At 64.5% G+C, this 23,389-nt stretch carries 18 protein-coding genes; 8 read left to right on the top strand and 10 right to left on the bottom strand.

Going from position 1 to position 23,389, the window contains the following annotated elements; all coding sequences use genetic code 11:
* The first annotated feature begins 1 nt into the window (after window position 1).
* From ABT392_RS11315 to ABT392_RS11295, 5 genes are all read left to right on the top strand, one after another.
* A complete protein-coding gene (locus tag ABT392_RS11315) occupies window positions 2-1,513 on the top strand; it encodes an efflux RND transporter periplasmic adaptor subunit (protein WP_334275941.1) in 1,512 nt (503 codons plus the stop codon).
* A complete protein-coding gene (locus ABT392_RS11310) occupies window positions 1,510-4,659 on the top strand; it encodes an efflux RND transporter permease subunit (protein ID WP_334275940.1) in 3,150 nt (1,049 codons plus the stop codon). The genes ABT392_RS11315 and ABT392_RS11310 overlap by 4 nt, the downstream gene beginning before the upstream one ends.
* An 845-nt stretch (window positions 4,660-5,504) precedes the next feature.
* Complete coding sequence (locus ABT392_RS11305; protein ID WP_334275939.1) at window positions 5,505-7,592, top strand: ParB/RepB/Spo0J family partition protein; 2,088 nt, start codon at window positions 5,505-5,507, stop codon at window positions 7,590-7,592.
* Between the two features lie 677 nt (window positions 7,593-8,269).
* Window positions 8,270-8,743 carry a single-stranded DNA-binding protein gene (locus ABT392_RS11300; protein WP_334275938.1) on the top strand — a complete coding sequence of 158 codons (474 nt, stop codon included), beginning with the start codon at window positions 8,270-8,272 and terminating at the stop codon, window positions 8,741-8,743.
* 102 nt (window positions 8,744-8,845) lie between these two features.
* A complete protein-coding gene (locus ABT392_RS11295; protein ID WP_334275937.1) occupies window positions 8,846-9,712 on the top strand; it encodes a DUF932 domain-containing protein in 867 nt (288 codons plus the stop codon).
* 312 nt (window positions 9,713-10,024) lie between these two features.
* Here ABT392_RS11295 and ABT392_RS11290 read toward each other — a convergent pair whose 3' ends face one another.
* From ABT392_RS11290 to ABT392_RS11275, 4 genes are all read right to left on the bottom strand, one after another.
* On the bottom strand, window positions 10,025-10,483 hold the full coding sequence (locus ABT392_RS11290) for a hypothetical protein (protein WP_464970978.1): 459 nt from the start codon (window positions 10,481-10,483) through the stop codon (window positions 10,025-10,027).
* Window positions 10,484-10,494: 11 nt separating this feature from the next.
* On the bottom strand, window positions 10,495-11,238 hold the full coding sequence (gene stbB, locus ABT392_RS11285; protein WP_464970977.1) for a StbB family protein: 744 nt from the start codon (window positions 11,236-11,238) through the stop codon (window positions 10,495-10,497).
* Window positions 11,239-11,640 carry a hypothetical protein gene (locus tag ABT392_RS11280; protein ID WP_334275934.1) on the bottom strand — a complete coding sequence of 134 codons (402 nt, stop codon included), beginning with the start codon at window positions 11,638-11,640 and terminating at the stop codon, window positions 11,239-11,241.
* A gap of 162 nt (window positions 11,641-11,802) precedes the next feature.
* On the bottom strand, window positions 11,803-11,961 hold the full coding sequence (locus ABT392_RS11275; RefSeq protein ID WP_334275933.1) for a hypothetical protein: 159 nt from the start codon (window positions 11,959-11,961) through the stop codon (window positions 11,803-11,805).
* On the opposite strand from ABT392_RS11275, the gene ABT392_RS11270 reads away from it, so the two are divergent.
* The 3 genes from ABT392_RS11270 to ABT392_RS11260 all read left to right on the top strand — a co-directional run bounded on the left by ABT392_RS11270 (window position 11,960) and on the right by ABT392_RS11260 (window position 14,168).
* Window positions 11,960-12,562: a hypothetical protein gene (locus ABT392_RS11270; RefSeq protein ID WP_334275932.1), complete on the top strand. Its 603-nt coding sequence runs from the start codon at window positions 11,960-11,962 to the stop codon at window positions 12,560-12,562. The two genes, ABT392_RS11275 and ABT392_RS11270, sit on opposite strands and share 2 nt — an antisense overlap.
* Window positions 12,547-13,521 carry a relaxase/mobilization nuclease domain-containing protein gene (locus tag ABT392_RS11265; protein ID WP_334275931.1) on the top strand — a complete coding sequence of 325 codons (975 nt, stop codon included), beginning with the start codon at window positions 12,547-12,549 and terminating at the stop codon, window positions 13,519-13,521. Before ABT392_RS11270 ends, ABT392_RS11265 begins: the two co-directional genes overlap by 16 nt.
* Before the next feature lie 347 nt (window positions 13,522-13,868).
* Window positions 13,869-14,168 (top strand): hypothetical protein, encoded by a 300-nt coding sequence (locus tag ABT392_RS11260; protein WP_334275930.1) that lies wholly within the window; start codon window positions 13,869-13,871, stop codon window positions 14,166-14,168.
* A gap of 610 nt (window positions 14,169-14,778) precedes the next feature.
* On the opposite strand, the gene ABT392_RS11255 is transcribed toward ABT392_RS11260, so the two are convergent.
* The 6 genes from ABT392_RS11255 to virB11 form a co-directional block, all read right to left on the bottom strand.
* Window positions 14,779-16,695 carry an Lcl domain-containing protein gene (locus ABT392_RS11255; protein WP_334275929.1) on the bottom strand — a complete coding sequence of 639 codons (1,917 nt, stop codon included), beginning with the start codon at window positions 16,693-16,695 and terminating at the stop codon, window positions 14,779-14,781.
* A 557-nt stretch (window positions 16,696-17,252) separates the two neighbouring features.
* A complete protein-coding gene (locus ABT392_RS11250) occupies window positions 17,253-18,410 on the bottom strand; it encodes a DUF1173 family protein (protein WP_334275928.1) in 1,158 nt (385 codons plus the stop codon).
* Window positions 18,411-18,418: 8 nt separating this feature from the next.
* Entirely contained in the window at window positions 18,419-19,570 is a 1,152-nt protein-coding gene (locus ABT392_RS11245; RefSeq protein WP_334275927.1) for an LPD7 domain-containing protein, read from the bottom strand.
* 23 nt (window positions 19,571-19,593) lie between these two features.
* On the bottom strand, window positions 19,594-20,265 hold the full coding sequence (locus tag ABT392_RS11240) for an OmpA family protein (RefSeq protein ID WP_334275926.1): 672 nt from the start codon (window positions 20,263-20,265) through the stop codon (window positions 19,594-19,596).
* Between the two features lie 12 nt (window positions 20,266-20,277).
* Complete coding sequence (locus ABT392_RS11235; protein WP_334275925.1) at window positions 20,278-22,305, bottom strand: type IV secretory system conjugative DNA transfer family protein; 2,028 nt, start codon at window positions 22,303-22,305, stop codon at window positions 20,278-20,280.
* Window positions 22,302-23,387, bottom strand: a complete 1,086-nt coding sequence (gene virB11 / locus ABT392_RS11230) for a P-type DNA transfer ATPase VirB11 (protein ID WP_334275924.1) — start codon at window positions 23,385-23,387, stop codon at window positions 22,302-22,304. The genes ABT392_RS11235 and virB11 overlap by 4 nt, the downstream gene beginning before the upstream one ends.
* Window positions 23,388-23,389 lie beyond the last annotated feature (2 nt).

Raw genomic sequence — 23,389 nt, 5'->3', positions numbered from 1 at the left:
CATGAGAACAAGACAAGTGATGGTCGCGCTGATCCTGGTGGCCTCCGGCGCAGGGCTGGGGTGGACGATTGCGCGCTGGACACCGGTGCCCGATGTTGCTCCCGATGGCTCCGCGCCATCCGAACGCAAGGTGCTGTATTGGTATGACCCCATGGTGCCGACGCAGAAGTTCGACAAGCCCGGCAAGTCGCCCTTCATGGACATGCAGTTGCAGCCCAGGTACGCCGACGAGGCCGGAGGGGACGCACCTGGAGTGACCGTGAGCGCCGAGGCCGTCCAATCGCTGGGCGTGCGCACAGCCAAGGTCGAGCAGCGCCAGTTGAGCAGCCATGTCGAAGCCGTGGGTACCGTGCAGCTCAATGAGCGCGAGGTGAGCGTCGTGCAGGCGCGCTCCAGCGGTTTTGTCGAGAAAGTCTATGCGCGGGCTCCCGGCGACGTGATTGCCTCCGGCGCGCCCCTGGTCGACCTGCTGCTGCCCGACTGGGTGGCGGCGCAACGCGAGTACCTGTCGGTCCGGGCACTCGGAGATGCAGCGCTGGCCGATGCTGCCCGGCAGCGGCTGACGCTGCTGGGCATGGCGGAAGATGTGATCGCGGCGGTGGAACGCAGCGGCCAGGTTCAGGCGCGGCACACCGTTGTTGTGCCGCAGGGTGGTTTGATCGCTGAACTGATGGTGCGGCAAGGCATGACGGTGTCGGCCGGCATGAGCCTGGCGCGACTGAACGGACTGTCGACGGTCTGGTTCGACGTGGCCGTGCCAGAGGCGCAGGCGGGATCGGTCCGCGTGGGTCAGACGGCCGAACTGCGTCTGGCGGCATTCGGTGCCGAAATCCTGAAAGCACGGGTCGTCAGTGTCTTGCCCGAGGCCAACCCGGACACCCGCACCCTGAAGGTCAGGCTGGAACTGCCCAACCCCCGGCAGCGCCTGAAAGCCGGCATGTCCGGTCAGGCCAGTCTGCTGGGTGCCAGCCGCATGCAAATGGTCGTGCCCAGCGAGGCGGTGATCCGCACCGGCAAGCGCGCGCTGGTCTATGTGGTCGATGCTCCCGGGCGATTCCGGCCTGTCGAGGTTCAGGTGGAGCGCGAAATCGACGACTGGCTAGTGCTTCGCAGCGGGCTTGATGTCGGGCAGGAAGTCGTTGCATCGGCGCAGTTCCTGATCGATTCGGAAGCCAGCATGCGAGGCGTGACGCCGGCAGCCGCGGCAGTTCTGCCTGAAGCTCCGGGCGCATCGAGCGCAGCGCAGCATCAAGGTCCGGTCGAGGTCTATAGCGCAAGGGGATCCATCACCGAAATTGGCGACCAGCAATTGATGCTCTCGCACGAGCCAATTGCTGCACTACGCTGGCCGGCCATGACGATGGGATTCAAACTCGACAAGCCGACCTTGGCAGCCGGGTTGAAGACCGGTCAACTCGTGCAGTTCGGCTTCTCCAAGCGAGATGGTGACTATGTGATCGTTTCCATCCAACGGGTCGCAGTCGGCACAGCCGCGTCAGGAGGAAAGCCATGATCGCGCGCCTGATCCGCTGGTCGGTGGGCAACCGATTCCTCGTGCTGCTGGCCACGGCCATGTTGCTGGCCTGGGGCATCTGGGCCGTGCGCAGCACGCCGATCGACGCCTTGCCCGACCTCTCCGACGTGCAGGTCATCATCCGCACCAGCTATCCCGGCCAGGCGCCGCAGATCGTCGAGAACCAGGTCACCTATCCGCTGACGACGACGATGCTGTCCGTGCCCGGGGCCAAGACGGTGCGCGGTTTCTCGTTCTTCGGCGACTCCTTCGTCTACGTGCTCTTCGAGGACGGCACGGACCTGTACTGGGCCCGCTCCCGCGTGCTGGAGTACCTGAACCAGGTGCAGGGGCGGCTGCCGGCCACGGCCAGGTCCGCGCTCGGGCCTGACGCCACCGGGGTCGGCTGGATCTTCCAGTACGCACTGGTTGATCGTACGGGCAAGACCGACCTGGCCCAGTTGCGCTCGCTGCAGGACTGGTTCCTGAAATTCGAGCTGAAGAGCCTGCCGAATGTGGCCGAAGTGGCCAGCATTGGCGGCATGGTCAAGCAGTACCAGGTCGTCCTCGATCCGACGAAGCTGGCCGCTTTCGGCATCACACAGGCCCAGGTACGCGAGGCGCTGGTCGCGGGCAACCAGGAGGCCGGCGGCTCCGTGCTGGAGCTGGCCGGTGCCGAGTACATGGTGCGAGCAAGCGGCTATCTGAAGACTCTGGATGACTTCCGCGCTGTCACGCTAACCGCTCGGGGCGGCGTGCCGATTCGGCTCGGCGACGTGGCCACCGTCCAGGTCGGGCCGGAGATGCGCCGCGGCATCGCCGAGCTGGACGGTGAGGGCGAGGTGGCCGGCGGCGTGGTCATCCTGCGTTCGGGCAAGAACGCGCAGGAGACCATCGCAGCGGTGAAGAAGAAGCTCACCGAGCTGCAGGCCAGCCTGCCCAAGGGGGTCGAGATCGTCACCACCTACGACCGCAGCGCTCTGATCGAGCGGGCGATCGACAACCTGACCTACAAGCTCGGCGAAGAGTTCATCGTCGTGGCCCTGGTCTGCGCGGTGTTCCTCTGGCACCTGCGCTCGGCCCTGGTGGCCATCATCTCGCTGCCGCTGGGCGTGCTGGCGGCCTTCATCGTGATGCGCTACCAAGGCATCAACGCCAACATGATGTCGCTGGGCGGCATTGCCATCGCCATCGGCGCGATGGTCGATGCCGCCGTCGTGATGATCGAGAACGCCCACAAGAAGCTGGAGGCCTGGCAGCATGCCCACCCCGGCCAAGAGCTGGTGGGGCCTGAGCGCTGGCGCGTCATCACCGAGGCCGCCGAAGAAGTCGGCCCGGCCTTGTTCTTCTCGCTGCTCATCATCACCTTGTCCTTCATCCCGGTCTTCACGCTGGAAGCGCAGGAAGGGCGGCTTTTCGGGCCGCTGGCCTTCACCAAGACCTATTCGATGGCAGCAGCAGCGGGACTCTCGGTCACACTGATTCCGGTGCTGATGGGCTACTGGATACGTGGCCGCATCCCTGACGAACAGAAGAACCCGATCACGAGAGCACTCATTGCCGTCTATCGCCCGGCGCTCGAATGGGTGCTTCGATGGCCCAAGGCAACGCTGGCACTGGCCGCGGCCGTTCTCCTGACAACGGCATGGCCCCTGATGCATCTGGGCGGCGAGTTCCTGCCCAGCATCGACGAAGGCGACCTGCTGTACATGCCCTCGGCGCTGCCGGGACTGTCGGCTCAGCGAGCGTCCGAGCTGCTGCAGATCAGCAACCGGATGATTCGCACGGTGCCCGAAGTGGAGCGCGTGTTCGGCAAGGCCGGCCGCGCGGAGACGGCCACGGATCCCGCACCGCTTGAGATGTTCGAGACCACGATCAAGCTGAAGGCCCGCGCGCAGTGGCGCCCCGGAATGACGCCTGAGAAACTGGTCGAGGAACTGGACCGGGCGGTGCGCATCCCGGGGCTGGCCAACATCTGGATTCCGCCGATACGCAACCGGGTCGACATGCTGGCCACCGGCATCAAGAGTCCGATCGGGGTCAAAGTCTCCGGCACCGACCTGGCTGCCATCGACCGCATCGCCACTGCCATCGAGCAGGTCTCCAAGACCGTGCCGGGCGTGTCTTCCGCCCTGGCCGAGCGCTTGACCGGTGGCCGCTACATCGACGTGCGCATCGACCGCGCCGCAGCAGGGCGCTACGGCCTCAGCGTGGCCGATGTGCAGGCCATCGTGTCGGGCGCCGTCGGTGGCGAGAACATCGGCGAGACGGTCGAGGGTCTGGCCAGGTACCCGATCAATCTGCGCTACCCGCGCGAATGGCGCGACTCGCCGGAACGCCTTGCCACGCTGCCCATCCTGACGCCGATGGGGCAACAGATCACGCTCGGCACGGTGGCGCAGGTCAATCTGACGGACGGGCCGCCAATGCTCAAGAGCGAGAACGCACGGCCCTCGGGATGGGTCTATGTCGACGTGCGCGGCCGCGACCTCGCCGCGGTGGCCAAGGATCTGCGCGCTGCCGTGGCGCAGTCGGTGCGGCTGGAACCCGGCGTCAGCGTTGCGTACTCCGGTCAGTTCGAGTATCTCGAGCGCGCCAATGCCCGGCTGAAAGTGGTCGTACCGGCCACCTTGCTCATCATTTTCGTGCTGCTCTACCTGACCTTCCAGCGCCTGGACGAGGCTGTCCTCATCATGGCGACCTTGCCCTTCGCGCTGACCGGAGGCATCTGGTTCCTCTACGCGATGGGGATGAACCTGTCGATCGCCACCGGCGTGGGCTTCATTGCCCTGGCCGGTGTCTCGGCCGAGTTCGGCGTCGTGATGCTGATCTACCTGCGCCACGCGCTCGAGGCGCGGCTAGCGGCCGGCCGGCCTATGACGCGCGAGCTGCTGCTGGAGGCCATACGCGACGGTGCGGTCCTGCGCGTGCGCCCCAAGGCCATGACGGTGGCCGTCATCCTCGCCGGCCTGGTGCCCATCGTCTGGGGGAGTGGCACGGGCATCGAAGTGATGAGCCGGATTGCGGCGCCGATGCTCGGCGGCATGGTCAGCGCGCCGTTGTTGTCCTTGTTCCTGATTCCGGCGGTGTTCTTGTTGAGGCGTGGTGCAAAGCACCGGGTCAGGATCAGTCCTTTGGCGGGTTGACAGCAAAGCCGATGCCCGAGGCGCGGGTTTGTCAATCGCTTCGGACCGGACGGTAGTGGCGAATCTCGGCGACTCAGGGGCGAGCCTGATCGAGAGCCATTGAAGGGGCGATATTCGCCTCGTCTTCACGCGTTCTTCACGACGCCCTCACGCCGCAACGCCCCTTTCTACTGTTCCGTGGTCGCGAGGCCAGGGCAGTCATCCCGCCGCTGCATAGCTGCGCATGGCGGTGCCGCGCCGTTCATGGAAGCAATGCAGGCTGTGCAGTTGACGCCGTGTTGAGTTCTGGATGGAAGAGTTGCATGAGTGGACCAGTAGTTCAAATTGGCAGCCCGATCAACGCTGGCGTTCGCTTGCGTGGTCGCGCTGCAGGCCCAGCTCAAAGCGCTGCGCGTATTGGGTAGCAAGGCATTTTCTAGCCTTCCAAGGACATGCCCTAAGCCGTCCCAGCGGGTGCGGATAGGCAGATGTTGTCCGGTTACGGGCGCCCGATCTTGTTCTGAATGGATCAGCACCGCTGCGCGGTGGAGGTGCCGTCGCTGAGGCGGCGGCGTGCTGCGCTTCGCCGGGGGTTTGAGCGCTGTCCTTGCTCGCCTTCGCGGTGGCGGAGTTCTGTCGATCTGCTCCGGAGCCGTCCTTGTCCCGACCGGTAGCGCAGCGGCGTGCCGGCGGCAACCGTGCGGCTGCGCCCGAGCTCCTCACCCGGTCCCTTCGTTTGGCTTCGCCGCACTGCGGGCTGCGGCCTGCGGGCCCGCCATTGCCTTTGGCACGCCTCTGCGCTCAAGACCCGTTCGAGACGGCTCCAGTGAGCAGATTTCCCCACCACCAACGCAGAAAGGCGTGCCATGAGCAAGACAGCAACCCCAACGAACCGCAGCAGCAACAGCCTGGAGGCGGACGTTCCCTCCGCACCTCCCGAGACTCACCGGCGAGCAGGCATTGCCCTGCGGGCGGGGGAGCAGGAGGCCGTATTGGCCTATCTGCCGCTGCGCGGCCTGCGCATCGATGAGCGCAATGTGCGAAAGGATTCGCCGACCGAGGCGGAGATCGAGGAACTGGCCGACTTGATTGCCGCCCAGGGCCTGCTGCAAAACCTGACCGTGCTGGCGTACGACAGTGCCCGGCGGGGCAAGGGCAAGGACAAACACCGTATCTACACGCATGGGGTGATCGCGGGCGGGCGGCGGCTGCGGGCCTTGCACCTCCTGGTCAAGCGCGGGCACATCACCCTGGATGAGCAAGTGCTGTGCGCCGTGGTGCCGGCCGACCGGGCCATCGCGGTCAGCATGGCCGAGAACCAGGGCCAGAAGCCGATGAGCATTGCTGACACGGTGCAGGCCTTCGCGGACATGGTGACCGCCGGCGCCGGTATCGATGACATTGCCCTGTGCTTCGGACTCACGCCGCTGACCGTCAAGCGGCGCTTGAAGCTCGCCACCGTGACTCCCAAGCTGTTTGCACTGTTCCGTGCGGGCGACGTGACCATGGATCAATTGATGGCGCTGTCGCTGGCAGACACCCATGAGAAACAGGAGAGCGTCTGGGAATGCCTGCCGGTCTTCAACCGCAGTCCCGCCGCGCTGCGGCAGGTGATCTTGGGCGAGGGCGTGCGTGGCCATCTGGTGCGCTTTGTCGGCATCCAGGCCTACGAGGCGGCCGGTGGACATGTGGTCCGCGATCTGTTCGCCGACGAGGAGGGCAGCGCAGCCCATATTGGCGACCCCGAGCTGATGCAGCGCATGGCGCTGGACAAGCTGAAGACCCAAGCGGCCGAACTGTGCGAGAAGGACGGCTGGCCCTGGGTTGATGTGGCTTTCGACTATGACCACACGGTTCGGCAGCGATACCAGAAGGCGCCGACGAGCCGGCGCGAGCCTTCCGCCGAGCAGGCCCACGCGCTCGATGAGCTGCAGCGCGCTCAGGACGAGATTGATCAGCAGGTCGAAGCCTTGTACGACAAGGACGACGATGCAGAAGACCAAAGCGACCAAAGTGAGGAAGGGGCGCAGATCGAGGCATTGGAAGCGCAGTCCGAGGCTTTGCAGGCCCGGATCAACGACATCGAGTCGTCGCTGGCCTGTTGCGCCCCCGAGGTCGCTGCGATGGCTGGCGCGTTGCTGTCGCTGAGCCATGCGGGTGAACCGGTGCTGACCCGCCATCTGATCCGCCAGGAGGACCATCGCAAGGCACGCGATGCTGCCGCGCGGGCGGTGGGCGGGCCGGTCGACGTCCATGCCGGCTCACGGGCCGGTGAGCACGCAGAGGACAGCGAAACTGCCAAGGGCTGCGGCCTCTCCGAAATGCTGCGCAGGCAGTTGACGGCCCACAAGACGGAGGCGTTGCAGGTCGCGCTGGTGCGCAAGCCCGGTGTGGCGCTGGCTGCGCTGGCGCACGCGATGGCGACCCCCTTGCTCTACGACGGCGCTGCTTCACGCTACGAGTCCCCGACAGCGCTCGGCGTCAGCGTGCAGAGCTGCAATTGGTCGCTGGCGCAGATCGAGCCGACGTTGGTGAATGACCTGGCGCATCAGCAGTTGACCGAGCTGGTGCAGGCATGGCGCAACAAGGTGCCGTCCGAGCCCTCGGGGCTGCTGTCCTACCTGCTGGAGCAGCCGGTGGGCGAACTGGTCGAGCTGCTGACGCTGTGCGCGGCACTCACCGCCAGTGCATTGCACGGCTCGCCGCAGGCAAAGCCGGCACAGACGCTCGCTGCGGCGGTCGAGCTGGACATGGCTGATTGGTGGGTGGTGAGCGGCGAGAGCTATCTCGGCCGCGTGCCGAAGTCGCTGATCGCCGAGGCGCTGACGGAAGCCGGCGAGGGGGCAGCCGCTGCGACGCTGGCAAAGCTCAAGAAGGGCGAGGCGGTCAGCAAGGCCGAAGCCTTGCTGTCGGGCAAGCGCTGGCTGCCGGCTGCGCTTCGGCTGCAAGCCTGAGTACGCCGGGGCGGGGACGGACCCGCCCCGGCAGCACGTTGTTTTCGTCTCCTGCGGAGCCTAAGGTGCAGCGGCCCTTTCCCGTGCCCGTGTCCGCGGGCCTATTCCCTCGCGCTGCGCGCGACGGGCCCGCTTGGCGAACAGGCCGGCCCTGATGAGCTGCGCTGCGCGCCTTGCCGGCCAGATCGCCACCCCGGTCACCCGCCATGCCCGGAGCCGGGCCGCTGTGAAGTGCTCGCAGCGGCTCGACCGTCGCGCCAGTCGCTCGCCTGCGGCTCCCTTGGTGTCACGCCGGCCGCAGGGCCGCCGCTGCTCAAGTCGCTGAAGGCGACTTCGCGGCAACCGCTGCGCCAGGCGAGCTGGCACATCGGCCGCGTTGCTGCGTCGCCCGTGTGGGGCTGCCTGTGCGCCGGTCGCCCCACCGCGCTCCCCCCACGGCGCCCCCATCCGCAGGTGAGGGGGACTTGTGGGGGGATCTCAATACGGTGGGCCGGGAAACCGGCTCGCTGCTTCGGCAGCGGAAGAACCCCACCCATCCCCCACCCCTTCCCGTGAGGGAAGGGGCCATGCCCACCCCCCGCCCGCCCGTGGGCGGGAGCGAGGAGTCCAAGCGAGAGGATCAGTTTGCAGGGCCTTCAGCACGAAGCCCGGCTGGGCTCTCATGCAAGGAGATCATCATGGCCAACGTTCAAATCATCCAGCGCAACGCCCATCTGGCGGGCCCGGTTCGCATCGAGTTCGTCCCCGGTCGGGAAGGCAAGATCGCCAAGGGCACGGTGACCGCCATCAGCAACACCGTGCGCGGCTCCGGCGATGCGCGCGAGCAGAAGGCGACCGCCATCCAATGGACGCTGTGGGGCACCCAGGCCGAGAACGCCGCAGAGTATCTGCAGCGGGGTTCGCACGTGAACATCGTCGGCCGGCTGCAGAACAACAACTACGAGAAGGACGGCGCCACGGTCTATGGCTGGGCCTTCACCATCGAGGAGCTGGACTATCTGGACAGCCGCGCCGAGTCCGATGCCCGTCGTACGGCGGAACGCCCCTCCGAAGACCGCCACTCTGAACGCCCTGCATCCGAGGGCAGCACCCGCAAGACCGGCAGTGGCACGCGTCGCCCGGCCCGCGAGCCCGCAAAGTCCGAGGCCTGAGCGAACAGGGCGGGCATCGGCAACGGTGCGCGTCCTTTTGCCTTCTCTTCTCAGTCCATCGACACGCATCCCAACCGACCTCAACGTTTGAAGGAATCCATCATGTACGCCACCACCCCAACCCTGGCCACCCGTTTCTCGCGCGGTGCCCGCGTCCTGCGCGGCGATCAGCCGCTGTGTGAAGATCAGATGCGCGCTGCCGCCCCGTCGATCTTTGCGCAAGGAAAGCACGTGAGCCGCTCAGAGCGCTACACCTATATCCCAACCATCGAGGTGCTGCGCGGCCTGCGCAAGGAGGGCTTCGAGCCTTTCATGGTTGCGCAGGGCTCCAGCCGCATCGAAGGCAAGGCCGAGTTCACGAAACACCTGATCCGCATGCGCCATGCGGGCCAAGTCCAGACCAAGCCCGAGGCCAACGAGATCATTCTCATCAACAGCCACGACGGTGCCAGCTCCTACCAGATGCTGGCGGGTATGTTCCGCTTCGTCTGCTGTAACGGTCTTGTCGTTGGCGACGTGGTCGAGGACATCCGCATCCCGCACAAGGGCAACATCCAGGGCGAGGTCATCGAGGGCGCTTTCCGGGTGCTGGACGAGTTCGAGGAAGTCGAGGAACACAGCGATGCGATGAAGTCATTGCAGCTCGGGCAGCGCGAAGAGCTTGCGTTTGCTCAGGCCGCACTGGCACTGCGCTTCGGCGAGCGGCTGAGCGAAACGACGGGTGAGCAACTGCAGGCGCCGGTGACGGCCGAGCAACTGACCCAGCCACGCCGTGCCGAGGATACTGGCCGCAGCCTGTGGACGACGTTCCAGCGGGTGCAGGAGAACGTCATGCGAGGCGGGCAGACTGGGCGCAATGCGCAGGGCAAGCGCATCCAGACCCGGCCGGTCGGGAGCATTGATCGCGGCGTCAGCCTCAATCGCGGCTTGTGGATGCTGGCCGAGGAAATGCGCAAGCTGAAGGCTTGATGCAGCTGCGGCACGCTGGATTCGGCTCCGGATCCAGCGTGTCGCTGGGTCCTGATGGCCTGGCATCAAGCCTGTCCGCCCATCCACAGAACCAGAGACTGGGAGACGCGGAGACGTTGGGGGCACATTGCTGAGCTGGCGAGCGAAACGTACGCCGGCCCAGGCGCCGCGCGGGCGCGGCGGCGGCTGAACGCCTGCCCGCCGTGCTCGCGCCGCCACCGAGCCGGTGTTGCCTTCGCACCCGACTCGTGTGTCGTCTGCGCCGTGCTTCCTCAACTTGAGGGTGTCTTCATCCGCTGCATGCCGCACTGACTACCGGGTCAGTGCAAGGGTTGCCAGCGCCCAGGTCAGGATCGACGATCCTGCCGCTGTGGCGGCACAAGCCCACCACAGCGTGCGGCCACTGCCGGCGCGGTTGCCGTTGTTCGCAGCGCAGGCTTGGGCCGACTGAATGAGGCTTCGCAGTGCTGGGTTCAGCTCCGCGTGGAGCAATGCGCGCGCGAAGGCCGCCATCGACCGGGATTCGGCTTCGGCCGCGCTGCGCACAAGTTCAGTCGTTCGGCGTGCTATGTGTTTGACGACCTGCTCCTGGGTAAGCGCGGCGAGCGTGGTCATGCGGGCCTCCATCGAGGCCGCTTGAGCTTCGAGCTTTGTGCTTGCCAGAGTGATTGCACCTGCGGTCGAAGCCAAGGCCGGCCCAAGCTTCTCGATACGGTCTAGCAATGCCGCCATATCGCCGAGCACCTCGACGATCAGGGCTTCGCGAGCCATGCCAGGATCTTTCATGAGGCGTTCACTGCAAGTTCGTCACCCGGTTCGACAAGTTCCGCCAGACCGAGGGCTGCAAAGCATGCGTCCAGCAGAGGGATCGCGCCAATCGCCAATCTTCGTGCGGCCAGTTTGCGCGCCAACTGGAGCTTGTCGATGGAGTCCGTGGCTTTCACGATCAAGGCCTTGTAGTCGGTGTTGTCCTCGGCCAGCTTGAAGATATCGACCTTCTGTCCTGGTGACTGCCTATAGATCTCATTGAATGGCAGCCTGCAATCCAGACTCATAGGTGCGATCTGATGTTCCCGCAGAAATGCCAAGAGTGGGAAGAAGACCGCCTCCACCTCATCGCCGTGTTCGATCATGTTGAACACGATCTTCATCCGCCTTGCCGGCACGCCAAGTCCTGCAAGGTCAACTAGTGTGGCGATGGTGTCCTGCTGCTGCTTGATTGGCGCCACGGTCGGAATGACGAAGGCATCGAAGTCCTCGTGGCTGCCGCGGTAGCGGTGCATCAAGGCCAGCAGGTCCTCGACGTTGCTGGCGCCGATGTCGACGACGGCGTTGTCGATCGTTTGCAAGTACTCCTGCAGCTCGCCGAACTGCCGGCCCCGAATCACCTGAGCGTCCTCGTTGCCCGCGTTCAGGCTTTCGACAGACAGCAGCTCAGCGCCAGGAATTCGCGGCAGCAGCAGATGACGCGCGATGGTGGACTTACCGACGTTCCCAGAGAAATTGATGACCGCGATTTTCATCATCTACCCCTTTCGACGAAAGAACGGATTGGTGATTTGCATGTTCACAAAGGCCTCCGCGAGATCCTTGCCTGAACACTGGGCAAGGGCGGGTGGGGCTGCATCGACCGGCGATGCGGCTTGTGGCGGAGGGCGAACGGTCGCAGATGCAAGCGTTTGTTGGCCGGCAAGGTAACTTTGGGATGGAAGGCGCACTGCCTGCGGCGCGGCCACCGCCCGCGCGTCAACACGCTTCGCCTCTCGCCATACCGTGCAGATGCTCACCTGTACCCCCGCGTCGGCGAGGGCCTGTCGAATCGCGTCCAGCGTGTAGCCCAGCAGCCGCAAGCGCGCGATATCAGCTGCATATTTGCGCGCCTTGCGTGTGACGCGGCCGGGTGAGGTGGCGGGGATCAGATGCGTCATGGTGACGGGTGGTCAAAGCCAGGGATTTGGTCGGGTATGGGTCGTCGTTGATCGGCTTCTGGTCGGATGTTTTTCAGTTATTTTCAGGATTTTCAGTCTCGTTCTGCTCTCATTTCAGTTCGGTCGGAAGAGGCTCTTCTGCCGGGCTTCATCGGCAGATCTTCAGCCTGTTTTGGCCGCCGGCGATGCTGAAATTGAACTCAAATCCATCGCCGGATCTGCGTGGATTTGAGCCAATACTTGGATCATGGGTGAGTGCAGAGATAGGCGGCGTGCCGCTGATTTCACAAACGCTTCGCCGGCCTTCTTTGATCGGCTCATGGACTCTTCAACACACGACTTCGTCACTGTCGACATGCGCGGCTTGAAAGCCCTGCTGGTGGCGCATGCGAAGGCAAAACGGGTGACCGTGTCCGTTGTGGTCCGAGACGCCGTCGCGGCTGTGCTTGGGCGTGCCTACCCTGAAGTCGTTCCGCCACTGGTGGGCGCCGACGCTCCGAGCGATCAAGCGGCATGGGTCAAGCTCTCCGTGAGGGTCAGGTGCGAAGAGTCGCGGCGCATCGACGCCGGTGCCAAGGCCGCCGGCTTGTCGCGCGGCGCGTATCTGGTGGGGTTGGCAGACGGCGTGCCCGTACTCAATGAGGGTGGGGTGCGCCGTGAGCTCATCGCAGCGCTGGTGTCGTCCTGCGCGGAGCTTTCAACCTTGAATCGGAACGTTCACCGGCTTGTGGCGCTGCTGCGCGTCGGCAATGTCCAGCAGGCGCAGGGATATCGAGCCATGCTCGACACCCTTGCGGGCGATGTGGGCCGCCACTTGACGGTCGCCGCAACCGGCCTGGCCAAACTGAACATCTTCGGCCGAGCACGCTCCCCGAAGTCGCAGGCGTCACAACCGCGGAGCGAGCCATGGCACAAGGCGTGAACATCGACGGCGTTCTGATCACCTGGGGGGATCGGCTCTTCTATCCGGGCAATCGGATGGTCAGACCCAGTCCGACGCCGAAGCTGAGCGCTGCGGGAGTGCGGCAGTGCGCGGCAACCATTCGTGATCGCATCGCCGCCACGGTGGTTCGTCAGGCACCGCAGGTCATGGTGAAGGTGACTGGCGGTGGGCGAGGTATGGGCGCGATCACGGCTCACTTCCGCTACATCAGCAAGAACGGCCGACTTGAGATCGAAGATGACCGTGGCGAGGCTCTTCAAGGGCGGCATGCCGTGTGCGATCTTGCTGAAGACTGGCGCTTCGGGGGGAGCCTGATACCTGAGGACGCCGATGCTGGCTCGCGGCGCGAGGCACTCAACATCATGCTGTCGATGCCGCGCGGCACGGATGCACTGGTGGTCCAGCGTGCTGCTCGAGCGTTTGCGCAGGCCGAGCTTGCCGACCACAAGTACGTGATGGTGCTGCACGACCACCAGGCGAACCCGCATGTGCACATCAGCGTTCGGGCTGAAGCACGGGATGGGAAGCGGCTCAATCCGAGGAAGGCTGACCTTCAGCGATGGCGTGAGACGTTTGCACAGAGGCTGCGAGAGCAGGGCGTCGACGCAGAGGCGACCCGACAGTTTGCGCGCGGTAGGAATCGCAACTACGACGCACTGTGGCGGAGGAAGGCCCGTGAGGAAGGACGCCTTCGCTTCGAGCAGCCGAGCGCCAGGACCGGGGTGGGGGCGCAGGCCTCGAGGGCACAAGCAATCGAGGCTTGGAAACGCCTTGGGCGAGCCCTGGCGTCATCTGCAGATCCAGCTGATCTCCGTCTGGCGAGCGCCGTGGCGAGGTTTGTCCAAGAGGCGTTCGCAGCACCTGGGCGGGTTGAACTGCAGCAAGGGGCTGGCGGACTTCAGGTCGATCGAGCGTGGGAGAAGGAACGTTCTCGCTGATGGAGCGAGGGTGTCTGAGTTGACATCAGCGACACCTAGATCGTCGAGGCATCCAGGGATGCTGAGGACGGTGCAGCGCGAAGCTTCAAGCTGGGGCGCTGCGACTGTGGGGTTGTCTGATTTCATCGCGCGGACCCGCAGCGCGTGCTCTCATCCAAGCCTACCTGTTGGTTCACGGCTGGCAGTTGGTGGACTGACAATGGGTAAGCGCTTCGCTGCCGCAGAGGAGCACCTGGAAGCACCGAACATCTCGAGTGCCGGTCATATATGCTGGAGTTGTTGGGCTCGTGCGCAAACACGATTGACGCCAAACGCAGACGCCGAGTACTACACCTGACCAACACCCAATGTACGTCACCGACCTCACACACTTTCTTGACAAGACTGGCGTGATCGGCCCTGTCAAAGGTCCAGCGCGCGCCATTGCGCAATTCAATGTTGACGTGGTCGCGTATGCCTCAGACGTGAGGCCGATGGTCTCGCCGGCGCCGAGATGCTTCAAGTGCAAGAAGCGTGCGATCGAAGCAGTCCGGGCCAACGACGACGCCATAGTGTGGCGTTGCCCGATGTGCCACACCGAGGGGCGCATTTCGAACTGGCAGGGCAGCTTCTGGGACCTGCGCGACCGCCCGCCGGTCCCCGGCTAACCCGAACGGCGGATGCGATGGGGCTGTCGTCGATGCGCCGAGTCGCTTTGTCGCCCGAGGTGGCTCCTGGTCGTCCGATGAACTCCTCCTGCGGTACATCGAGGCTGCCGCACTGGGGCAAGTGTCATGTCCGCGAGTTCGGATGGTTCGATGAGCCCCGTTGCCTGAGCGAAAGCGGTCTGGCCTGCTGAGTGGGCTGCTGAGCTTCACACCTGCACGTCGGCGACTCGCCCTCGACCGATTCGACCTCAAACGACAGCTTCCCGGTGTGGCTGCGGACTCACGCTGCCGGCCAGAAACGGACCGTCGGGAGCGACTGGTTACCGGCACGCTGGAAAAGCGCTGCCGACGCATGCGCTGCATCGAGGCCAATCAGTGTTTTGGGCTGCAGTCTGCAGCGCGGCATTGTCGGCGCGGGGCGGATGGCCTAGGTCACTATGGCTTGCAGCATCGTCATTCGGGTCCGGCGTGGAGGCGCCGCGAAAGTGGCTGCCTCGACGCGGTTCGGCGCCAAGCTCCAACGGCCTCAGGCACGTTTTGGCGCCAACTCCGCGGTCGACGCGGCCAACATCGTGTAGGCGTCGCTGGTGGCACTGCGGCAGGCTGGTCGTCAGTAGCAAGAGACCGATTCGCACCGGTTCTTACAGGTCGAGTCCAGCAGCGTTGTTAGGACCCGGTCCATAGGACAGCTGGCCAAGCAGGTCGCCTTCTGCGCCTCGCACAGTTGCCGCGCTTCACGACGTGGCCGGTCGCGTTCCCACTGCGCCACGCGTTCGCGCTCTTCGGCCGACTCCCGAGAACGGGCGACGGCCAGTCGCTTTTGAGCCTCGGCGATCAGCTTCTGTGTGTCGGGACCGGCCAGCTTGTCGATGAATGACTGCCACGCCGCGGCACTGTCGGAGCTGCGCGCTTTGTCGAATTCGGTCTTCTGTACTGCAGCCAACTTGGCTCGGGCCGCCACGACCTCAGGCCACGTAGCGTGCTTCTGGATCCGATCAACTAGTTCCTGGCTGCTCGTGACCAGGTCGAACAGGCGCTTGCGGGCTGCGGGGACGTCCGGACTGTTGGGGTAGTTGGCAACGAATCGCTCCAGGCTTTGGATGGAGTTTCTCGACAACTCAAGAATTCGCGCACGGGCTAGCGGCGCCTCCGGACTGTTTGGATACTCGGCGATGAAGGCGTCCAGCTCCGGAATCGAAGCCCTGGCACTCGCGAATCGACTCGCTCGCAGCGCAGCGTTCTCGACCAGACTCCACTCCGCCTTCAACTGCGGTACGGCGAAGGTCACGATCGGTGCGATCTTCCCGCTCTCCAAGTCCATCTTCAGTGCCTGCGCCTGGTTGAGAGGCGCCGGCACGGTCACTTCCTGCTGCCAGGATGTCTTGCTGCTGGTCAGCACGGCATTGAAGACCTGACGATCAGCGTCGTAGCGAATCTGGGTCAGGACTGGGCTGCCCAGGTAGTCCGGCAACGCCTGCTGCCAGGCCTTGGCCATCAAAAGTTGCCGGGTCGAGGGCTCAGCGAGCCGGGCCTTTACTCGGGCTTCGGCTTGAGTGCGCTGGGCCTGGGCGGTCTGGTAGCGCTGGGTGTTGGCTGAAAAGCTGTCTTCGGCGGCTTTCAGGCTGGCGGCCCGACGGGCTTCGTACTGGGCCGTGGTCTCGAATTCGCCCTTGGGTGCCACGGTCGGGGAAGAAAAAACGGGAGCCAGTGGCAAGAGGGCGGACGACAAGGCACTCGCCAACTCCTGGGCTTCCAGCGCGGCGTATCGGGCCGTGACCAACTTCAGGATCAGATGATTATCGACGTCCGCGCGCTTGCTCGCCTGCTTGTCGATCTTCGATACCCACTGCACTAAATAATGGCCAGTGCCGACCTCTTGCTGATACTTGATCCAGTCCGGGATGATTTCTGAAACGGCGGCGTCGTCCACCATCAACTTGCTCCGCACTAAGCGCACGAAGTAGGGCCTGTGATCAGCAGCGTAGGCATTCATCTTGCCACCATCGGCGAAGTCGATGACTAAACTGGACGACGTTCTGAACAGGCTTGCATTCCCCTCCTTGAGGATGTTGGGGAAGTAAGTTACATCGATTGTCGGCTTGTCATGCGAGTAGCAGATGAAGCCATCGCCCCTAAGTATTCGCTTTGTATCGTCGCGGCATTGCACCAAGCTTTCCAGGTCGCCAATTGTCGGCAGCCTCCAGTCGGCATGACCCTGCCAGCCGCCAGCATTGAACCGATCGGGCAGGCTGCGCGCCTGCTGAAGACTGAACAGGTTGAAGCTACTGGATTCACGGACACAGGCCGACCCGTCCCATGTCTGGCCCACTGCACAACGCATCCAAACTAGCCCAGTCGAGGCATCCCAGATCAGAGCGCCGTCTTTGACGGGGACGAAGGGCCCAGTCTGCTGTTTCGGACTGTATTGGGTCTGGGCCCCGACTCCAGCACTGCAGGCCAGTCCCAGGACCAGCAACCCGGCCCAGACCCGGCATAGGGCCGCTGTCACAACGCCACGTCCACTCATGCTTCGCTTACCCCCTTGACGCGAAACATGATAGCGAGCCATCTGGCCCGGACTGCCAGAGAGTTTTCCAGAGCAGTACAGGCGCTTGGATCGTAGTAAACACATCCGACAGCGTGGACAGTCAAAGGCTGGGCTTGGCGGTGATGCAAAACAAGTCGGAGTGGTTTGCAGAATTGGGTTCGTGAGGATCTTTTCGGTCATCTGCTGCTTCGGCAACGTAGCGATGATCTTCGCGCGCAGCCGCAGTTCGGTCAGTGCTCCGGGTAATCGTCGAACAGGCGCTAGAGAAGTTGGGATGTTGAAATGGATGCGAAGCCCTGTCGAGAGCGTGTGCCTGGCCGAACTGCTCGACGTTCTCGCTTGCGGGATAGGGTCCCGAGGCTGTGAGGCCGTACGGTCTCAGGTCAGGCGCTGGGCTTATGTCGCCCTAACGGCCGCCGATTGATATGCGCCCTCCGCCGAGGGATTGCCTTCGCGTGTGTCGTTTCGCTCTGACCGGCAGCTTCGGAGCACCGAATTGAAGGCTGGGGATGGCGCCAATGGGTGGAAGTAGCCGTTCATGTCCTGGCGAGGCCTGCCTCGCCTGGCACTATCCACCCGCAGTCGGCAGCGAAAATCAAAGGGGCTGGTGTTCCTCGGTCCGTCAAAGCGAGACTCGCAAGCCTTGCATCCGAACGAAGGTCGTAGCGGAGCAGCTTCAAGAATGCGCGCTGGTTCCGCACCGATGCTTCAACGAGCCGCTGCTCAGCCATCGTCTCAACCGGCAGCCATTGCGCTGTGGCAGTCATCAGGCTCAGTTCAGCGATATGTGGCAGGCCGGCGGCACTGATTGTCAGCGTCGCGATCATGAGCATGCGGATGCTGTCTGATGCACTCCAGAGCTCCAGTTCCTGTTCGAAGCGCTGTGCCAGCTGGCGGTAGAGCGAATCGTCCATGGCGAGTCCGACTTCTGGCACATGCTTGATGACGGCCTTGTGGCCTTGTCTGGCCGGAACGATCTCCTTGACCTCGGCGATCAGCAAGAGCAGCCGCTGATGACCACCGCTTGGCCCGCCGAAACAGGTCCAGATGTCCCTTCGACGCTCGATGATCGCGTCGCGCTGGTTTACATGAAATGGCTCCGGCACATAGAGCCTGGTCGTAAGCGATTCACCGCAGGTGACCACCTGTTCGGCGGCCTGCCGCAACTGCCGGCGCACGGTGCCCCAGGATCGCCGACCTTCGAAGCCAGGGTGCCAGCGTGTCAGCTCTGCCTGGTCCCAGAGGTAATGCAGCAGCCCGCGCAGCGAGAGCTTGGTGACTGTGCTCGAAGCAGTGCTGGCTAATGAGTTGGGCTTGGACGGGGCGGCTCGTCCCGGGCGCTTGGACAGTGAGAAGCCGAGCCTCAACGTCGTGATGCCGGTGTTCGGATCCTCTTTGATCGCGCTGCCCATCAGGTGCCGTAGGCCGGAGAGCTCGGTCGGCGGCTCGAAGGAGGCGCAATCCGGTGCATGTCGGCATCCCGTCTCGGGCATCCGTTTGACGATGTAGCCACCACCGAGCCGGGCGACATACATCTCAATGCCATCAGGACAACAGAGGCATCGGGGCCTTCGCCGCCTGCTGTAGGCCTGCGCGATCGCTTCTGCGAAACCTGGTGAGGAAGGTGCGAGCGGCATGCCTTCGATGTCCAAGGTGGACACGCGCTGGCCGCATTCCAGGGTGCTGGCATTCATGGTGGCGCTCAGCGGCTGCGGGACAGGGCTGCTCTGTCTTGCGCGCGGTTCAAGTCAGGTGCGGGCGGGGTGATCGGCAATTGCCGTTGGGCGGTGCGGTCGTAGACCTTGATCTTCGGCAGCGCGGTGCTGCGGGACCGTTGCGTCAGCTGCTCCGACGCGGCAGTCAGAACCGCCTGGCGCTTGGCCTCCGGCACTTTCTTCGCGATCAGCACCGCGTCGATGGCGGCGATCATGGCCTTGCGGCCACCGCCTCGGACCGACGACTTCTCATTTGCAGTCGTGGCGTTGGCAGTGCCGGCATCGCGCGCCGGCTCTATGCGGTTGGTCTGCCTGGCCTCGCGCTCGCGCTTGAGCACCTCCATATCGGCGAGGTTTGGCTCGTAGCCGACAGCTTTCACGCCGCGCAGCGTCGACTCCAGCCAGACCATGCGCCGAAAGTCCTCGGCGCCGGAAACTCGCAGGCCCTTCCAGTCACGAGCCTGCGCCAGGTCCACCATCGAGCGAGCCACTGATGGGCTGTTCGTGTCGGTAGCCAGCCGGAAGGTCGATTCGGTGAACGCGACCCGGGAACTGTCACCGCGGAAACGGTACTCCGTGCTCCCAATCTTCATATCGCCGACCATCACCGGTGCGCGTTTGATCACGTAACGTTCCGACAGTGAGCTTTCAATGCGAGCGACCATGGCGGCGCGCTCGGCTTTCGCGTCGATCCTCGCTACGACCTTGGCTGTGGCCATGGCCATCGCCTTGTCCAGCGGACTGCGCTGGGCGGCGGCGGAGCCGGTCATCGGGTTCGCGGAGGCGTCTGGCACATCGTCCCGCGTGGTCATCGGTTCCGAAGGCCGCTGGGTCAGGGCGGGCAGCGGTTCGCCGCGCTGCCAGTCGCCGTTGACCTTCTGGATCTGCGTGCGCGCACCTTTCGCATCGATGGCGGTGAAGCGGCTCGCTCCCATCTGTTCCGCCTTGGCGGTCATCTCGTCGAACGTCTTCGCACGGTAGGTGACGTCAAAGAACGGATCGCGAAACTCGAAGTGCTCACCGCGCTCTGGGTGCGGTGTCTGGAAGCGCTCCTTGGCAATGGCAGCGCGGTTGGCTGGCTCGACGCTGCCGCCGCGAATCGGCGCGGAGCGATGGTGCAAGGAATGGTCTTCGTCCATGATGTCGCCTCTCATGCGGCTGCTCAGTCCGTCGATCTGCCGTTCTGTGCCACAGCATTCATTGCCAAGGGAATGGCGCGGTAGATTTCGATTTCGACGCGCCGGTTGAGCGCGCGACCACGGGCAGTTTGGTTGTCGGCAGCGTGGTCGCCAGTGCCTTGATAGGTTGCCCTGATTTGCGACGGGTTCACGCCGGCAGCCAACAGGTAGTCGCTCACCGCTCTGGCGCGGGCCCGCGCGATGTGGCTCTCTATGGGCGCATCACCGATCCCATCGGTGCGGCCACGCAACAGGATCAGCGGCGCGGCCTTCGCCTCTCTAGTCAGGTCCAGCGCCACGTCCGTTGGGATGTTGAACCGGGTGCTGCCGTAGTCAAAGCGAACGGTGAAAATGCTGTTGGGCCGCACGGCCGCTGCGGGCATCAGAGCCTGCGCCTGCAGGCCGGTCAGGGCCTGCTGAAGCGCGGCGATGTTTGCCTGGGTGACTGCGCTGGTCTCGGCGGCGCGCCCGGATTCGATGGCTCGCAGCCGGGTGTTCTGAAGATCGTTCTTGCAGACCTGCAGCTCAACGGCCATTGCCGTGTTTGCGGGGCGCTTTCGCGATTCATCGACCGATGGCGGTTTTGGCGGTGCACTGCAGGAGGCCAAGAGCGCAAGCCAGGGCACCAAGGGCGTGAGCAGGATCGCTGGTCGCATGGTTTTCTCCAGTCAGGAGTGGGTGAGATCTGTGCTTCGGTCTGCAGTGGCAGTTGCGTCCGCGTGGGGCGCGCGGCTTGTCATCAGGACACCGTCGCCGTCGGCCATGGGCTCGACCGTGCCTCCTGCGGCAAAGGCCGCGGGCGCTGATGGGTTGAAGAACTCGATCAGGGCGGCCGCCAACTGCTCGGGCGGCAGGTCGAAGTTGTCTGGCAACTGCGACATGTCGTAGGCCAGCGCACTGATATCAATGCCCTCGCCAGGCGCCAACTCATCGTCAACAAAACGCCAGCGCTGCTGGACATGGGCGAGGTGGCGATCCATATCCATCGGAGCCACAACCGGCGCCGGCAGCAGCCGCTTCCTGAACGCCTCATCGCAGTAGTAGCGGATCTTTTCGCCGAGGATGGGCTTGCAGCCCTCCATGATCACCACCAGGCGTTCGCTGCCGAGTTCCTTGAACTCCTGCGGCAACAGCAAGGCGCGCCGCTGCTCGCTGTCGTTGCGGCTGATGGTCGTGTGGCCCTGTCCGCTGGTGGACCGGCTGCGGCCACGCGAGGTGGCCTGCTCGGTGAAATTGCCGAGCATGGCGCTGTATTCGTTCGCATCACGCTGCTCACGTGGCGCGAACAGAATCTGCAGCCCGTGGTTCGTTGCGAAGGTCCGTGCCTCTTTGTCGCCGTACAACGCATCGAGCTGGGACATCGCTTGGACCACCGTCAGCAGGCGCAGGTTGTAGCCCGCGAGAAAGGCGGCCGAGTTCGTGATCACGGACACGCGCCCCATGGCCGTGAACTCGTCGTTCACCAGCAGACATTGGTAGCGCAACGTCGGGTCGTGCTCTGGCAGCTGCTGCGTGTTGAGACTCACCAACTGCGAGAAGAAGAGATTCAGCAGAGGCCGCGCGCTGGCGAGCCGATGCGGAGGAATGCGCACGTAGATCGACATTCGCGTGCGGCGTGGGTCTGCCAAGCTGAAGTCGTCGGCACTGGTGGCGGCGTCGACGATGGCGTCCGCAAAGATGGTCAGCGGTGCCACGAAGGTGGCCACGATGCTCGACATGGTGTTGTCGGAGTTGGACAGCAGGCGCTGAAGGGCATCGGTGCATTCGTCCGACAGCGGCTTCCGCTGTTCATGGCGTTTTGCAATCACCCCCGCCAGGTGCCCTCGCAGCGCTTGCCCCTTGCCCGATGATTGCCGCAACATCTCGCCGATGCTGCGAGGCAGTTCTGGGGATTCCAGCAGCAGCAGGCCCAGGCCCAGAAACAGGTTGCGAGCCTGGTCGTTGAAGAAGGCTTCGGACGAGCTGCCGCTGCCGTCGTTCGGAAAGAACACTTGCCCGATGTTCAGCAAGTCGCCGACCCGGTGCAACTCGCTTGAGCGCACGGCTGTCAAGGGATTCCAGCGATGGCTTCGGGCCCCATCGTCGAACGGCGAGAACGCATAGACCGTCTGTCCGCAGGCGTGGCGATAGCCGGCTGTGACCTCGTAGTTCTCGCCCTTGATGTCGAGCACGACAACCGAGTCGGGCCAGTTCAGCAGATTCGGTATGACGACGCCCACGCCCTTGCCGCTGCGTGTCGGTGCAGACAGCATCACCGACAGCTGCCCCTGCAGGGAGAGGAACTTGCCACGATGCCGCCCGACGAGGATGCCCGGCCTACCCGTGTCGTTCAGGCCTGCGAGCCGAATCTCGGTCGCCGTGGCAAATCGGGCGCTGCCATGAAGCGCTCGCCGTCGCTGGCTTGCCGCGACGAGCGCCACTGGCAGGACGACGAGCAGGCCGCCTGCCGACACGCCGATGGCGGCCCAGAGCTTCTTGCGCAGCGGCGGATCGTCGGCGTAAAGCCGCCAGTACTGGGCAATGCTGGTGAGCCTCGCCTGCGCAGGGTTCGCCTTGTTCAGCAGCAGGAACAGCGCGCCCGACAGGTAGGTCGCCGCACAGGTCAGCACCGCATACCCGGCGAGCGCGAAGATCCCGGCTGCAAGTTTTCTGCCGGTCGACCAGGCCGCAGACGGCAGGGCACCTGGGCCGCTCATGGCGATGCGTCCGGTCTGCCGCCGTACTGCGCCAGGCGGCGTGCGCGGGGTTCGTAGTAGATCTCGGAGATGAAGCGTCCCCGCTCGTCCCGGTCGAACTGCACGATGATGTCGATGACCAAGTGAAGCAGCCGCTTGATCTCGTCCATGGTCATGGCACCGCCAGCGCCTGACTCGCGGATCATCAACGCCATCTGTTCGACGGCCAGTGCGCAGCTGCCGGCATGGACGCTGGTGATGCTGCCGGGGTGGCCCGAGGCGGCCAGTCGAATGAATTGAAAGCACTCTTCGCCACGGACTTCCGCGAGGAAGATCCGATCAGGCTTCATGCGCAGGCAGGCCTCCAATAGCGACTTGGCCGTGACGCGCGCCGTGCCTTGGCCGTCCTTGCTGTAGAACAGGTGAACAACGTTTGGGTGATGGGGCAAGGTGAGCTCGGCCGCGTCCTGGATCGTGATCAGGCGCTCATGCCTGGGGACCTCCTCGATCAGGCCTTTCATGAAGGTCGTCTTGCCCGAACCGGTCCGTCCGCTGACGACAATCGTTTGGCGCTGGCGCACGGCCAGCCGCAGGAAGTCGGCGTAGTGGCGCGCCTCCTGGAGCTGAAGCAGCTTGGCTTCAAAGGACGGAACATCATCGCCGACTGTCGCCGCGCAGGCTGTGCGCTCGAACAAGCCCTCCTGCTCGAATGCGCGCAGGTCCTTGATCAGCGTGGCGGGCTTGCGCAAGGTGATGGACACCATGCCACGGGGCACAGCCGGTGGAATGGCGAACTGCACGCGTTCTCCAGATGGCAGCGTGGCCGACAACAGCGGCCGTTCCTGGTTGATCTGTTGGTCGCAGAACGTCGCGACGGCAGTCGCCAGTGAAAGACACCGTTCTGCCGTCATGTCCGGCGCGGCTACCGCCCGCCAGCCTTCCGCACTCTCCACGAGCAGTTCGCCGGGGCGGTTCATGCAGACCTCCTGCACGTTCGGCGCATCCAATTGCTCGCGCATGGGCCTCAGGAACTCGACGACCGAGGTGGCTTCCCCGTGCCATGCGGTCTCGCCATCGGCGCGGTCAGGCAGGTGAATGGACATGG

Source organism: Paucibacter sp. JuS9, assembly GCF_044043925.2.
In the GTDB taxonomy this organism is placed as follows: Bacteria; Pseudomonadota; Gammaproteobacteria; order Burkholderiales; family Burkholderiaceae_C; genus JAUASW01.
Note: the sequence above shows the minus strand (reverse complement) of the source record. Positions and strands in the feature narration are given on the sequence as shown.

Bases quoted from the DNA above. Each gene is read 5' to 3' on its own strand.
- ABT392_RS11315 (WP_334275941.1), top strand. From the start codon at position 2: ATGAGAACAAGACAAGTGATGGTCGCGCTGATCCTGGTGGCCTCCGGC.
- ABT392_RS11310 (WP_334275940.1), top strand. From the start codon at position 1,510: ATGATCGCGCGCCTGATCCGCTGGTCGGTGGGCAACCGATTCCTCGTG.
- ABT392_RS11305 (WP_334275939.1), top strand. From the start codon at position 5,505: ATGAGCAAGACAGCAACCCCAACGAACCGCAGCAGCAACAGCCTGGAG.
- ABT392_RS11300 (WP_334275938.1), top strand. From the start codon at position 8,270: ATGGCCAACGTTCAAATCATCCAGCGCAACGCCCATCTGGCGGGCCCG.
- ABT392_RS11295 (WP_334275937.1), top strand. From the start codon at position 8,846: ATGTACGCCACCACCCCAACCCTGGCCACCCGTTTCTCGCGCGGTGCC.
- ABT392_RS11290 (WP_464970978.1), bottom strand. From the start codon at position 10,483: ATGGCTCGCGAAGCCCTGATCGTCGAGGTGCTCGGCGATATGGCGGCA.
- stbB (WP_464970977.1), bottom strand. From the start codon at position 11,238: ATGATGAAAATCGCGGTCATCAATTTCTCTGGGAACGTCGGTAAGTCC.
- ABT392_RS11280 (WP_334275934.1), bottom strand. From the start codon at position 11,640: ATGACGCATCTGATCCCCGCCACCTCACCCGGCCGCGTCACACGCAAG.
- ABT392_RS11270 (WP_334275932.1), top strand. From the start codon at position 11,960: ATGGACTCTTCAACACACGACTTCGTCACTGTCGACATGCGCGGCTTG.
- ABT392_RS11275 (WP_334275933.1), bottom strand. From the start codon at position 11,961: ATGAGCCGATCAAAGAAGGCCGGCGAAGCGTTTGTGAAATCAGCGGCA.
- ABT392_RS11265 (WP_334275931.1), top strand. From the start codon at position 12,547: ATGGCACAAGGCGTGAACATCGACGGCGTTCTGATCACCTGGGGGGAT.
- ABT392_RS11260 (WP_334275930.1), top strand. From the start codon at position 13,869: ATGTACGTCACCGACCTCACACACTTTCTTGACAAGACTGGCGTGATC.
- ABT392_RS11255 (WP_334275929.1), bottom strand. From the start codon at position 16,695: ATGAGTGGACGTGGCGTTGTGACAGCGGCCCTATGCCGGGTCTGGGCC.
- ABT392_RS11250 (WP_334275928.1), bottom strand. From the start codon at position 18,410: ATGAATGCCAGCACCCTGGAATGCGGCCAGCGCGTGTCCACCTTGGAC.
- ABT392_RS11245 (WP_334275927.1), bottom strand. From the start codon at position 19,570: ATGGACGAAGACCATTCCTTGCACCATCGCTCCGCGCCGATTCGCGGC.
- ABT392_RS11240 (WP_334275926.1), bottom strand. From the start codon at position 20,265: ATGCGACCAGCGATCCTGCTCACGCCCTTGGTGCCCTGGCTTGCGCTC.
- ABT392_RS11235 (WP_334275925.1), bottom strand. From the start codon at position 22,305: ATGAGCGGCCCAGGTGCCCTGCCGTCTGCGGCCTGGTCGACCGGCAGA.
- virB11 (WP_334275924.1), bottom strand. From the start codon at position 23,387: ATGTCCATTCACCTGCCTGACCGCGCCGATGGCGAGACCGCATGGCAC.